The sequence below is a fragment of the Candidatus Hydrogenedentota bacterium genome (genome assembly GCA_035416745.1).
Classification (GTDB): domain Bacteria; phylum Hydrogenedentota; class Hydrogenedentia; order Hydrogenedentales; family SLHB01; genus UBA2224.
In genome coordinates this window covers 1-13694 of record DAOLNV010000055.1, presented here as the reverse complement: position 1 = coordinate 13694, position 13694 = coordinate 1, and the positions used below count along the sequence as shown (strand labels likewise).

11 protein-coding genes and 1 tRNA gene are annotated in these 13694 nt (G+C 59.9%); 5 read left to right on the top strand and 7 right to left on the bottom strand.

The features are described 5' to 3' along the window. Positions 1-258 precede the first annotated feature (258 nt). The 3 genes from kdsB to PLJ71_15445 are packed head-to-tail and all read left to right on the top strand — an operon-like array spanning position 259 to position 4133. Complete coding sequence (gene kdsB / locus PLJ71_15455) at positions 259-1038, top strand: 3-deoxy-manno-octulosonate cytidylyltransferase (GenBank protein ID HQM50083.1); 780 nt, start codon at positions 259-261, stop codon at positions 1036-1038. Next, positions 1031-2662, top strand: coding sequence for a CTP synthase (locus PLJ71_15450; GenBank protein ID HQM50082.1), 1632 nt, complete (start codon positions 1031-1033; stop codon positions 2660-2662). Before kdsB ends, PLJ71_15450 begins: the two co-directional genes overlap by 8 nt. Next, complete coding sequence (locus PLJ71_15445; GenBank protein ID HQM50081.1) at positions 2652-4133, top strand: hypothetical protein; 1482 nt, start codon at positions 2652-2654, stop codon at positions 4131-4133. The genes PLJ71_15450 and PLJ71_15445 overlap by 11 nt, the downstream gene beginning before the upstream one ends. Positions 4134-4168: 35 nt before the next feature. On the opposite strand, the gene PLJ71_15440 is transcribed toward PLJ71_15445, so the two are convergent. The 7 genes from PLJ71_15440 to PLJ71_15410 all read right to left on the bottom strand — a co-directional run bounded on the left by PLJ71_15440 (position 4169) and on the right by PLJ71_15410 (position 11350). Then, positions 4169-6190, bottom strand: a complete 2022-nt coding sequence (locus PLJ71_15440) for a hypothetical protein (protein HQM50080.1) — start codon at positions 6188-6190, stop codon at positions 4169-4171. Further along, the gene (locus tag PLJ71_15435) at positions 6187-7620 is read right to left on the bottom strand and encodes a hypothetical protein (GenBank protein ID HQM50079.1); all 1434 of its coding nucleotides are present in this window, start codon (positions 7618-7620) and stop codon (positions 6187-6189) included. Before PLJ71_15435 ends, PLJ71_15440 begins: the two co-directional genes overlap by 4 nt. 65 nt (positions 7621-7685) lie before the next feature. Beyond that, a complete protein-coding gene (locus PLJ71_15430; GenBank protein HQM50078.1) occupies positions 7686-7970 on the bottom strand; it encodes a hypothetical protein in 285 nt (94 codons plus the stop codon). 14 nt (positions 7971-7984) lie between these two features. Continuing rightward, positions 7985-8473: a hypothetical protein gene (locus PLJ71_15425; GenBank protein HQM50077.1), complete on the bottom strand. Its 489-nt coding sequence runs from the start codon at positions 8471-8473 to the stop codon at positions 7985-7987. 5 nt (positions 8474-8478) lie between these two features. Next, the gene (locus tag PLJ71_15420; GenBank protein ID HQM50076.1) at positions 8479-9960 is read right to left on the bottom strand and encodes a C45 family autoproteolytic acyltransferase/hydrolase; all 1482 of its coding nucleotides are present in this window, start codon (positions 9958-9960) and stop codon (positions 8479-8481) included. A gap of 285 nt (positions 9961-10245) precedes the next feature. Continuing rightward, entirely contained in the window at positions 10246-10848 is a 603-nt protein-coding gene (locus PLJ71_15415) for a sigma-70 family RNA polymerase sigma factor (protein ID HQM50075.1), read from the bottom strand. Positions 10849-11272: 424 nt separating this feature from the next. Further along, a tRNA-Pro gene (locus PLJ71_15410) sits at positions 11273-11350 on the bottom strand. A gap of 184 nt (positions 11351-11534) precedes the next feature. On the opposite strand from PLJ71_15410, the gene trkA reads away from it, so the two are divergent. Continuing rightward, positions 11535-12884 (top strand): Trk system potassium transporter TrkA, encoded by a 1350-nt coding sequence (trkA, locus tag PLJ71_15405; GenBank protein HQM50074.1) that lies wholly within the window; start codon positions 11535-11537, stop codon positions 12882-12884. Then, positions 12881-13694, top strand: an 814-nt coding sequence (locus PLJ71_15400; GenBank protein ID HQM50073.1) for a potassium transporter TrkG, incomplete at its 3' end; no start/stop codon positions are given. The genes trkA and PLJ71_15400, both read left to right, overlap by 4 nt.

Genomic DNA, 13694 nt, shown 5'->3' with positions numbered 1-13694 from the left:
CTCCGCCCCCCCCGGAATCCCGACAGGATTCCGGGGGTTCTTCTTCCTCCCCGTCCTTTGTGTCTCCGTGTGAGTTTTCCCAATCGCCGTGTTATCCGGCGATTCGGGATTGGACCTCCTCGTTGAAAAGAGCGTCCTGAATGTGATAGATTGAAATCCCGTTAGGGGACGGGATGTCCTTCCTTACTTCCTAACCTTTTGAATGTCAAAACTTCACGCTTATATGCGCCGCAAGGGTGCATGAATCGGGGGTAAGCCATGCCAAAATCCGCATCGCCCGTTGTGTTGGGAGTGATCCCCGCGCGTTACGGCTCTACGCGTTTCGAGGGAAAAGTGATCGCTCCTCTGCTTGGAAAACCTCTCGTCGTACACGTCTACGAGCGTGCGCTGCGTGCGAGGCATGTGTCGAGGGCAGTCATTGCCACCGACGACGAGCGCGTTCGTGAGGCGGTGGCGCCGTTCGGGGCGGAAGTCGTCATGACCCGCGCGGACCATCCCAGCGGCACGGACCGGATTGCCGAGGCCGTGGCGGACTCAGACGCGGATATCATCGCGAATATCCAGGGCGACGAACCGTTGATCGACCCCAGGGTGATTGACGCCACCATCCAGCCGTTGTTGGATGATCCCCATGTGCCGATGTCTACCGCGCGCTGTCTGATACGGGACCAGGAATCGGTAGAGAACCCGAATGTGGTAAAGGTGGTCTGCGATTCGAAGGGTCGCGCGCTGTATTTTTCGCGGTGGCCGGTTCCGTATGTGCGCGGCGAGAAACCGGACGTTTCTTTCGGATGTTATTGGCAGCACATCGGCCTGTACGTGTACCAGCGGGCGTTTTTGCTCGAATATGCGCGGATGGCGCCCACGCCGCTGGAGCAGTTGGAAAAGCTTGAACAGCTGCGGGCACTGGAGAACGGCTACCCGATCTCGGTGGTCGATACGGAGTACGAAAGCGTGGGTGTGGACACGCGTGAGGATCTGCAGCGGGTCGAGGAGTTCCTACGGCAGCAAGCAGGGGAGAACCGCACTAATGCCTAGTTACGTCTTTGTCACGGGGGGCGTCGTGTCGTCGGTGGGCAAGGGGATCGCAGCCGCCAGCCTTGGGATGCTGCTCGAGTCGCGCGGCCTGAAAGTGGCGATGATGAAGATGGACCCCTATATCAACGTTGACCCTGGCACGATGAATCCCTACGAACACGGCGAGGTATTCGTGACGGACGACGGGGCGGAGACCGACCTCGATCTGGGCCATTATCAAAGGTTTACCCGCGCGAAATTGTCGCGAAAGAGCAATGTCACGACGGGGAGCGTCTACAACACGGTCATACAGAAGGAGCGGCGCGGCGAATACCTGGGGAAGACCGTGCAGGTTATTCCGCATATCACGGACGAGATCAAGGCCAGGATACGCATGCTTACCGCGGAGCCCGAGGATGACGCCGACATCGCGATCATCGAGATCGGGGGCACTGTAGGCGACATCGAAAGCCAGCCGTTTCTGGAGGCCATCCGCCAGTTCAACCTCGAGGCGAAACCTGCGCCGTGCTGCTTTGTACATGTAACGCTGCTTCCGTATATTGACGCCGCGGGCGAACTCAAGACCAAACCCACCCAGCACAGTGTGCGCGCGCTGCGCGACATCGGTATCCAGCCGGACCTTATCTGCTGCCGGACTGGGAAACGCACGATAGGCCCGGACCAGCGGCGCAAGATCGCCATGTTCTGCAACGTGACCGAAGATGCCATCATCGGCGCACAGGATATTTCACCGATCTATGCCATTCCACTGAGTCTGCATGGGCAGGGCATGGATCAGGCCGTTCTGAATGTCTTGCGGATCGACGCGCCGCCAGCCGCCCTGGACGAGTGGCGGGACTTGGTCGAGCGCATGAAGCACCCGAAGGACGAGGTCCGGATCGCCGCGGTCGGAAAGTACGTGGCTCATGAGGACGCCTACAAGAGCATCAACGAGGCATTCAGCCACGCTGGCGTGGCAAATGACTGCAAGGTTCGGCTGGAATGGATAGACTCGGAGCAGTTCGAGAACGGGATCTCTCCCGAGGAGGTTCTGGAGGATTTCGACGGGATTCTGATTGGCCCCGGATTCGGCAAGCGTGGTGTTGAAGGCAAGGTGCGTGCGGTGCAATACTTGCGTGAGAAGAAGAAGCCGTTTTTGGGCATTTGCCTGGGTATGCAAATCGCATGCATCGAAATTGCGCGAAATCTGTTAGGATTGAAGGAGGCGAACTCCACCGAGTTCGAGCCGGAGACCCCGCACCCGGTGATCAGTCTTTTGACCGAGCAGAAAGGCGTGAAAGACATGGGCGGCACCATGCGGCTTGGCGCATACCGGTGTGTTTTGAGGTCGGGAACCAAAGCGCACGAAGCGTACGGGATGGACATGATCACCGAGCGTCACCGGCACCGCTACGAATTCAACAACGTCTATCGCGAGCAATTTGAACAGGCCGGGCTGACCTTCAGCGGCGTGCATCCGCGAAAGGAGCACGAATTGGTCGAGATTGCGGAGCTGCGGGAGCATCCCTGGTTTTGCGCGTCTCAGTTTCATCCCGAGTTCAAGAGTACCCCCTTGAAAGCCCAACCGCTCTTCAGGGAGTTTGTAAGAGCGGCATTGGCGGAAAAGAAGTCGCGTGGCAAGTAATGCAGAGCTGAGAGAACATCTTCGGATGGCGCTTTCCTATCGCGAGAAAGCGCAGAGTCTACAACAAGACAGCGCGCGCGCCTGGTCCGCGGGCAAGGTCGACAATGCGCGTTACGAGACGCTTTCGCGGTTCTACGCCGACCATCTGCGTCTCGCCGGGAAAGAACTCGCCAATTGGCGCGAAGAAGCCGCCGCGCGTGTTGACCAACTGCAGATGGAATACGCGCAGCTCACGCGCGACCTCGAGCGTTTGCGGCGCGAGGAATCCGCGGGACGCATCGCTTCCGGGCCGGCCGCCGATGAGCGGGCCCGGCTGAACCGCGAAATCGCCTGGCACGGCGCTGCCATTGCTGAACTACAGCAGCTTGGCAAGGCCGAAACGAGCGTGGCGGCAGGAGGCTATTTGGACCTGCCGCTGGAGGCCTACGGCGGCAAACCCGGCATTCCGCAAGCGCCGGGCCGGCGAGGATGGCGCTGGACGTGGCAGGCAGTGGTTCTTTTGCTCGCTTTTGCGTTGGTTGGCTTTGCGCTGCTCACGGCCCTTCCGTTGTTTACTGACTCCGACTGGAGTCTCTGGGGGTCAAAGCCGCCAACGCTGCGGTGTACGTTTGCATTTGGCCAGGACCAAGAAAAGACTCTGCGAGTCGACTGCAAGAACGAGGGAGACCGCCCGATTAATCTGTATCTTCCCTGGCCGGCCGCGCTGCCTCCCGAAACCGGATTAGATGAGCGGTCGGTCGGCGGAATCGAGGTGCAACTGCGCTCGCCGGAAGAAGAAGACTATAAGACCCAGCCCGTACCGTCCGAGTGGTGGTTTCAAAACGACCACCCGCTGACCACGGGGGAGGCCGTCGTTGTTGAGCCGTTGTTCACAGTTCAACTGGTCCTGGATACGGCTATGGTTCGAAGTCTCGGAGACAACATCGCTGGTATTCGGTTGTTGGTAAAGCGGGGCGATGGAACCGTCTTCGGTACCTACGAAGCGTCGTTTTCGCAACCGCGGACCGGGCGGACTCCGCCAACACCGCGCGCTGCAGTTGTCCCAGGCATTGCTGAAGCAGCGCGTCGAAATGTGCCAGCGGCTGCCAGCGCCGCAGCGCCGCGTGCGCCGGCGGGGCCCCCGAGCGAGGCGAAGCCATCTTCTCAACCGGGCCAATCTGCCGCCCCGGGGGCCGAGGAAAAGCCCGAGGCCGAATCGGAAAAGCCAAGTGAGCCGCCGGTGTTTGCTTATGTGAGTCTAGTTGGAAATGTCGCAGGAAAGGCGGCGCTTTCGATCCGGCTGGCACAAGAGGAACGTCCTCGGCGTGTCACGGTTGAGGTTGGAGACGAGATTGGCGGGGGCTGGCTGGTGGACGCGTTGGAGGAAGAGGCCCGGCTGGTGGTAGTTCTTTCCCACCCTGCAACAGGCCGAACGGCGCGCGTGGTGCAAGGGGCGGCCGAACCCGTCCGGCTGCTGGAAGCCAAAGAATAGGCGGGTGCGCCAAGGCGCCTCCGGCTCCATTGTCTCTATTCCATGCGGGTTTCCACCCGTGCTACGTACTGCAAAGCCGCGAGGTAGCTGTCGGGGACGCAGGAACCGAAGCCGAGTGCGGGGGCGATGTGCAAGTTGTCGAACATCCCTGTTTCCAATAGCTGGCCCGCCATCTCTTTGACGCTGGTCCACTCCGTTGGGATGACTGCAGCCGCGAAGATGATCTCGCATGCCGTCTCGGGCGGCGGCTTGGTGACGAACAGCGATTCTAAAGAGTTCTCGAGGGCGGTTTGCCATCGGGGATGTGTGCGGGGCACCAGTGAAATATTCCAGAAGCGCTCGGGTCGATCGATCCGCCAGAACCCGTCGGTATCAAGATACCGGTCGCGAACAACCGCTTCGAGTTCCTGCACTCTCGTTCGCCACTCTGGACGTTCCTGCCCCTTTAGTTTTGCCAGTGCCAGGGCGCTGTCCAATCCCATCCAGGTGCGGATGACGAGTTCGGGGCGTTGATCGTCACGAAGCCTTTCCGGGTTGAAGGCGGTTCGCGGCAGTCCCGTACGCGGGTCCGCCCAGGCCTCGAGGAACTCCGCGGCAAGTTCGATCTTGGGCCACGCCGCGTCGAGGAATGCAGCGCGCTCCTCCGGGGATACGGCATTTGCATGCTCGTTGCACAACCACAGTATCCAGGCAACCGCTTCCGTATCGAGGATTACAGAGGGCACGGCCTCGGTTCCATTCGCATACAGTCCTGCAGGGAGGGAACCTGCCGGGCAACCGGGAGCGTTTTCCGTGCGCAACGCGTTCAGATAAAAGTCGATCCGTTTGCGCACGAGATCGTGCCGCCCCGCCACAGACAGGGCATACGCGCCCATGACACCGTTTTGAGGAATGTCCACGTGCAGGGGAGGGTTTGCGAGAGGTATCCGGACCAGCGCGCCGCTTTCACGGTCCATGCATGTCAGGAGCACCTCGAGCATCTTGTCGTGCATGTCCGTGTTGGGGCCGGAAGGCGCCACCGTCTTCACCCAATCGTCTGAGGCCTCGCGCAGCAATTCGTCGTATCCCTTGCCGCGGGCGTAATCCAGGTTCTCGATAGCGGCGGAATAGGTGTTCCCAAAAGCGATGTATACGGTGACGGGGGCAGCCTCCGCATTTCCCGCCACGCCGGAGTACGTGAATTCGAAAGCGGAATCGCAGTCTCCCACGGCGGCCGTCCGGCCTTCGAGGGCGCCATTCTTGACTTGTTCGAAGGCGGAAGACGCGTCTCCGAACACCCCGCACTGAAATCCGGTGGCGGGCTCGGATGGGCTCTGCGCAATCCAGATTCCCTCGTCGAACGCTTGCCATGCGGACGCGTCTCCGCCCGAACGGGCGAGTTCCCGGGCCGTAACCCAGTCCTTCCCGCGAAGGTCCTGGGGGCGAAAATGGACGATGGTGCGGCCGTTGTCCGGCGTGAAGACGGCAAAATCGTTGGCATAATCGAACACGCTGTCCGCCACGGGCAATTCCGGGATCAGACGCGTGCACGGGGTGAAATTCGCGCACCAGTAGGCCTTGGCTGGCGCCCGGAGAGGGTCTGGCCGAAAACGGGCAACCAGGATATCGCGTTTCCCATGGACGAAGAATAGCGGCGTGCCCGTTTGACCGCCGCCGCCGGCGACGCAGCCCTGCTGCGCGCCCGCTTGCGGAGAAGCGTACCGGCCCACGCTCGCGGTGTCGGTCATGCAAGTCTGGAGATCATCCTGGGTCTCCCAGGAAAAGGTTTGTTTGCTGCGCGTCGCCCAGCACAAGCCATGGCCTTGCGGGACGAAGAACTGGCCTGCGTCATCTGTTTCAATGGAATAGGTGAGTTGATCAAAATAACCTGGGCTGGGCCAGTGCACGCTGGCGACGCGGCCTGTGTTGCTGAACGTCACCGTCAATTTGCCATTGCCGATGGCATCCCCGGCGTCCAGCGGTCCGAAAGCCTTGCGCAACAATGACGCGGCATCGTTGTCAGCCGCCGAGAAACCCGTGGCTTGCAGGAACGCTATGACGATCGCGAGAAGTCTCATGGGCGGGCCGGAACCTCCTCTAGCGGACTCACCAGCGTGCCTTCGAAAGCAACCCCATCGTGCCGGACATGGGCGACAATCCGGAGACGGCCGAGGCGCGCGATCGACCGGGCATATTTGCCGAGATAGACATCGACCTCCTGCGCATTCATCTCAGGAACAAGTTGCAGTTCGCCGGCCTTGCGCAGGATCTTCTCAGCGGCACGTCCCACTGCATCCCAATTGATCTGAAGCGCGGCGTCCGCGTTTATGCGGGCGCCGGCTCGTTCCGTGGCGAGAAGGTCATTCATGAGGTCTTGTCGAGAGGTAGCCAGCCAGCGGTCACCGTCTTCCGCGAGGCAGATAGCGAACTTTTCGCCCAGCAGCGTTGCGATGGCGCCCTCGCGCCCATTCCATGCGTAGTCCACGGGAGCAAGCGGGGCGATGACAGGTTTCCAGGGATGTCCGGATACGCCGGCCGAAGACGCGCGGCGCAGCATGGCGCCCCATTCGGGGATGGGAACCGTTCCGGCGGTGTCGACATCCATCAGTGCCAGGCTGCATTCCGCCACGTGTGTGGGCCAGTTTTCTGCGGGAGACTCGAGGGCCCACCGGTCCCTTACAGCGCCGGTCAGCGGCGCAAGGCAGTTGTAGATGCTGTTGTTCTCCAAGGGACGGCGCGCGATTCTACAAATGTCCGATGCATCTGCAAGACTGTGCGTAGTCAGGGAGAAAAGCGCCGTTTCCGGCCAATCGTCCTTCAAGAGCAGACCATCGTCAGCAGGGGTCAGAGTTGTGTTCAACATGCCCGTTACCGGAATGTTGGGTTCCGGGCTAATCTGGACGGTCCCGCCGGCCCAGCGCATGCAGAGGCGGTCGCTGCCGTCGAACGAGGCCGCGTCGAGCGGGGAAGCCTCTAGAGCCGCGCGCACATATTCGGGAGCGGGGGAGATGATCAGGAACCTGTCCCTCCATGCGTAGAACTGACCGGCGAAAGAATACAGCCCGCCGGCGTTGGGACGCGCCCCGCCCAGGACCCGCAGAGAATGCGCGAGGCGTAGAAGCAGGCCGGGGTGCACGCATATCCCCTGCGTATGGTTCCAGCGGGACCAGACCAAGCGAGGTCCGAGCCAGACGCTCCAGCGTAAAGGAGTCGGCCGGACTCCCGTGGCTTTGCGCACCGCGAGTTCGAAGGCCTCGAATGGCCTAGGGGTCTCCGACATGAACCGTTCCGCGGCGTCGCTGGCGGCAAGCCTGGCGCAAAACGAAGGGAAATCAGCCGATACCGCGACGCACGCGGCGTCCGCGGGGTGAAAACCGATGGGCCGGTCCGCGCGTTTCAGGTGTCTGTCCAGGGCGGCGAGGACGCCTAACGCCAAGCAGACGCCAAGCAAGATTCCCCAGCGGCGGACGAACCGGCGAAAGCGTGCTTTTTCCCCCGTGGCGGCCATAATGTGTACTTGCGGAACTCCTTTGGGCGTGCGGTCCGGAACGCCGGGCTACAGCAGCGGAAACGCTACGCCTGTTCCCAAATCGCTTCTTTTTTCTTGTCGCGCTCGTGTTCGAGTTCCGCGACCTTTTTCCCAAGCTGTTGCTGAAATTCCTCGAGCTCAGCCGCGGAGGACGCTGTGGCTATCCTCTGGTCGTACTCGAGCCGGGCCTCCGCGATTCTGGCTTCATAAACGGTTTCTATCTTTGCGATTTCTTCCCGTTGGGCATCGTTGAGCTTCTTGGTGGGACCACTGGCCTTCTCGAGACGTTCCATGGCCAGTTCGTAGGCGCTTTTCATCTTCTTGCTCACATCTGAAACCCTCCTCACGTCCCAAATTCGTCTTCAAGGACCGCTGAGATAAACCGCTCGATGGAAACCGGGTAGTAACGGGCGTCGGGAGTGATGATCAGGCCGGTAACAATATCTTCATACCGGTCGAACTCGTCGCGAGTGCTCGCGACAAGTTTATCCAGAGACTCATGGAAGTGCTTGACCTCCAAATGCTCAGACTTGCATTCGATCGGCCTGCCGCGAAAACCCAAGAAACCGAATATCCGGCCCATAAGGTGAACGTCGACGTTGTCTTCGCCAAATATCTCCCCATAGCTGGGTTCAAGATGGGTGGGACGAATAATGAATCTGGGCGAGACATGGATCGTCCCCTTGACCCGCATCGTATCGCAGCCGGACTCGAATGACTCGCCCAGAAGGATGTAGGGCAACTCATGGTATCCGCTCACGATGCCATACGTGGGCTTCCTGAGGATCTGAGTCTTCTCGTATATGCTGCGTAATTCTTCGTGACTCGGCATGTCGTCTAAAACCATGCGGATAGATCGAGTTTTGTATACGTTGTCTTCCAAGCGGTTACCGGGGGGTTGACCGCTGCGTTGGCGATGTAGGCAACCCTGTTTCCGGGGTCAAAAACAAAGGAATGAAGCGTGTTGCCCGCGGCAACCGGTCCGTTTGCTAGAAGAGCCAGGGCTGTTTCCACATCCACGGCATGGGGTCGGGCCTGGATCTGTTCGCCAAGCCATATGTAGCGATGAAACGTGTTCTGCTGCTGCAGAAATGCCTTGGTCAGTGGTTTCGCCGCTTCCCAGTTGCTTCCGTCTATCCCGATTTCAGACCCCATCGCCTCGACAAGTTTCCGCTGTTGGATTTCCCCGCAAGGATGATTCGTGCGCCGAATCGCGTCGGGGATCGGCTCGTGACCCATTTCGGGGGTCTCATGAGGATCGGAAGGAGTGAAGACGTCGACGGTGTTATAGTCGACCTCGAGTGCGCGGACGTCGGGGATTTTTCCATCACCAATAACGAAATTCCACCCGAGCGTGCGGGGACCCTTCTGGACAACGCCCACGGCCTGCTCGAGGGTGGCGGCTTGCTCGAGCACCATGCGCATGATGATCTGGAGGGGAATACCGTCAAAGCTCTCCTCGGGAGAGGAAACGGTCATTTCTCCGATGGTAATCTGTTGCGAGTTCATCCCGCTGACGCCGCCAATTGCCCCGGCATAGGTGATCATCATGAACGGCTCGCCGCCTTGTGGCTGCCAGACGAGCGTTACGGCATCCTCCTGCGCTCCCTTGCCGATGGTCCAGTCAAGGTTGCGCGCATGCAGCAGGCGTCCGTCGGGGGTCCATTGTCCAAAGACGGCGAAATTGGAGCAGCCAGGCGGGGCGTTCGGATCGTGGTGAAGCAACTCGGCCACGCACGCCGCAATGAGCAGCTCCTCGTATGTGACATCCTCAACGCCCGCAGCCTTGAGGCCTTCCACGATCCCGTTTATCTCCTCGATGTATTGCGGCGGAAAGTGCTTTGCCATGCGGCTGGCCTGTTCAAGCGAGTATTCCGGACTATATCCGTTGCTGTACAGGGCACGCTGGAGGTAGCCCTCTTTCGTGATGTGCCGGATCTTCTGTGCAAGGAGACGCCCGTGCTGGAAGCCCATATCCCTGTGCGGGCCTTTCATGACGCACACAAGCAGTTCGCCCGCGCGATAGAGCTTGCCGGCGCCTTCCTCGTCGAGCAACTCGGTCGTTTCTGGAACGAGAACAGCGGGCTGGTAATCAAGGGGCTCAGGCGGCGCCGCCACGGCAGCGGCCAGGCCTTTCTGCGCATCTTCGGATGGTGGAGGGACAGCCGCTGCCTCGGGTGTTTCAGGCGGTTGAGCGGGGGCCACGGTTGGCGCCCCCGGCTCGGGTTTGGAAACGCCGGCGTCTTTTGGACCGCCGCACGCCGAAAGCACAATGGCCACAACGAACAGGGAAATCCAAAGCCGGTAATTGAGGTTCATGGTTGTCATCCTACAAGCTGCGAGGCCCACGGTTGCCAGATGACTCAGAGTGTACCGCAGAATGGCCTGCCGAGTAAATTATGCGAATTTCGTGACGCCGCGGCCGCGCCGTGCTCAGAGATGTTTCAGGAGCGGCCGCACCCAGGAGGCAAGCGGTGACCCGCACAAGCATTTCACCCGGGGGCCGGCGCCGCAACAGGAAGGGATTCAAGTCGCGGCGGCATCTGCGGACCGCAGAAGACAAGGGCCTTGGCGGACGTGGGAATCCGGCCTGCGGAGGGTTTCTCAGGCCTCTTGCTTGGGGGTATTCTTGTCAACCAGGCGCAGGTCCTTAGCGTAGTCGTAAAGACTCTCCCGCAGGAGTTTACGTCCCCTGTAGAGCCGCGACATTACCGTTCCGAGTGGGCAGTCCATGGCCTCGGCGATTTCCTTGTAGGACATGTCTTCCAGGTCGGCCATGATGACAGCCTCCCGGAAATCATGGGGGAGAGTCTCGACGGCACGCTTGACCTCGTCATCCAGGAGCTCTAGAAGCTCTCTTCCGGTTCGTTCCCGCGGTTCGTAACCGACCTCCGGATCGGGCGGGATATCCTGCGACGGTTCGGCACCCGACAGTTCGACAAACACGGGTCTGCGCGCCTTACGCCGGTAGTCGTTGATGAAGGTATTACGCAAGATGGTAAGCAACCATGCCTTAATATAGGTGCCCTTCTGGAACTTGTCATGGAAACGGAGCGCCTTGACCACCGTATTCTGGGTCAAATCCTGGGCATCAGCTGGATTGCGGGTGAGACGCAAGGCTACCGCGTACAGCATGTCCATGTGGTCCAGAACAAGCTGCTCGAATTCATGCGACCGCCGGTTCGTGTTGTCTACTGTCTTCGCCAAGAGAATTACCCATGCCTGGAGCGTGGAGGCTGTCCCCCATCAGGTCACATTGTTCCACCCGCTAGAAGAAAACGAAGGCAGGTTTGCAGCACTCGCGGCATCCCCCGCCGGGCGGTGCAAACGGGCACACGCCAAGCCCACAACTTTCTCCCCTTCGTCGGCAGCACCAGTAGCTTCACTGCGCCACCTAGCATTCTGTATTCCCGCGTGATAATTGTCAAGTAAAAACCTTCTCCGAAACCGCCCACAAGGTCCTGAGTAGGTGTCACTCTTGGTCAGGCCTTCACACAGATACAGTTCGCAATGGAGGTGGCAAAGCTGAAGTTGTATGCGGTGGAATGGTCCTATCACATTGGGATCAAATGACTTACGCTGCAAAACCGCCGCGGCCGGCCAAAAGGGGTGACGGCGGGGAAATAGTCAATGGTCGGGGTGATTGGATTTGAACCAACGACCTCCTCGTCCCGAACGAGGCGCGCTAACCGGGCTGCGCTACACCCCGACACCGGAAGCCATAGGGTACCTTCCCAGGCGATGCGTTGTCAAATCGAGGGACGCCATCCTGGGGATATCGTTCAGACTCTGTTGCTGCACGGGGCGTTGATCTTTTTGACACCTATCGCACGATTGTAGGATGATTCCGGTTCTGTATGTGTGCGGATAGCCCGGGATAAGAGAACAACGAGATGAACATATGCATTGCGGGCGGCGGACGCGTGGGATTTCACCTGGCCCGTTTGCTGAGCATTGAGAATCACGATGTGACGGTTATCGAGGCGAGTCCAAGCCGCGTTGAAGAAATCGATTTTGCCCTCGACGTGCGTACTGTAACGGGCAACGCGTCTTCGATACTCCTGTTGAAGGAAGCCGCGGTTGACGAAGCGGACGTCTTCGTTGCCGCCACGGGCACCGACGAGGTGAATCTCATTGCCGCGGCGACCGCAAAGAGCCTCGGGGCAAAACAGGTGGTCGCCCGCGTAGACAATGCCGAGTATATCGAGTCCAACATCCTTTACGAAACAGTGCTCGGGATCGATTATCTCTTGAGTCCGGATGCGCTTTCCGCACTCGACATAGGGCGCTATATCGAAAGCCCCGGAATAGTGGCTACAGAAACCTTCGGGCGAGGGGTGGTGCAGCTGCAACAGATACGGGTCACGAAATCGCCCACAACCAGCGGAAAGAGGTTGCGCGATGTGAACATGCCTCCGGGGGTGCTGCTCGGAGTGATCAGCCGCAAGGGCGCAACGTTGATTCCGCACGGCGATTCGATCGTTGAACCGGGCGACCTGATCACGCTTATCGGACGGCGCGAACACATGGATTCCGTGAAGGCGCTGTTTCATGGAACCGAGCCGCGCATGGACCACGTCGTGATTATGGGCGGGGCCAGCATCGGGCTCCATCTGGCGCAAATGCTAGAGAAGAGCAAATACTCCGTTACGCTTCTGGACTCGAATCCGGAGAACTGCAAGAAACTGGCCACGATACTGGGCCGGACAACGGTGGTGTGCCGGAATGGCAATAGCCGAACGGAACTCGAGGAAGAACACATAGAAGATGCCGACGTGTTCATTGCCGCGACGGAAGACGATGAGCGCAACATCATGGCGGGCGTGCTGGCAAAGGAAGTTGGCGCCACGCGCGCGATCGCGGTCGTGCACGAGCCCGATTTCGCGTCTCTGGTCAGCAAGCTCGGTATCGACCATGTTGTCACGCCGCGTGCAAGTTTGGCCAACCGTGTACTGAAGCTGGTTCACCTGAAGAGCGTGCAGTCCATCGCGGTCTTGGAGGAAGGACAGGTCGAGATCGTCGAATTCGCGGTGGACGGCGGGGTCCCGATCATAGGCAAGACCCTCAAGGAGGTGTTCGAGTCGCGCCGGGGGACGCGCGGCGCGCTGGTGGCAAGCATTCTTCGGGGCGACCAAGTCATTGTGCCTCATGGGGACGATGAGATTCAGGCGGGCGACTCCATTATTCTGATCGCCACGCCGGATTCTCTCGACGGGGTTCTTAAACTTTTCAGGCAGCGATGAATTACCGGCTCGTAACGAGGTATCTCGGCCACTTTTCGTGCGCCATCGGTCTATTGATGTTGCCGTCGGCGCTGTGCGCCGTATTCTACAAGGAATGGGGGGCTTTGGCGGCTCTTCTGGGCAGCACGGGGGTTTCCTGTCTCATTGGCTATCTGCTCGCGATGGCGGGCCGTAATGCTGCGCCCGACTTGTATCAGCGCGAAGGCCTGGGGCTGGTGGGACTGTCCTGGATCCTCCTGGCCGGACTGGGCGCGTTGCCGTATCTGCTCAGCGGTGTGTTCGTCAATCCCGCGGACGCATACTTCGAGTGCATGTCCGGGTTTACCACAACCGGGGCAAGCGTGATGACGGCGGCGTCTTTCGACACCACGCCGAAGAGCATTCTCTTCTGGCGTTCTTTCACTCACTGGCTGGGGGGGATGGGGATCGTCGTGCTATTCATTGCCGTCCTGCCCTACCTTGGCGCAGGCGGCAAACAGCTTTTCAAGTCGGAGTCGCCCGGGCCGGATCCGCGTGGTTTGAAACCCCGTATCAAGGACACGGCGGTCATTCTTTACGAGATCTACCTTGGGTTTACTGTGGCCCAGACGGTGGCCTTGATGCTTTGCGGCATGAGTCTTTTTGATGCGCTCTGCCATACCTTTGGTTCGCTGGCCACGGGAGGATTCTCGACGCGGGCCGCCAGTGTGGGCGCCTACGACAGTGTTGCCGTGGAAGTCGTGATTACCTTCTTCATGGTCTGCGCGGGCTCCAATTTCGCGCTTTATTCCGCCATGCTGGGCGGCAACTGGAAGGCGCTTTTCAAGGATA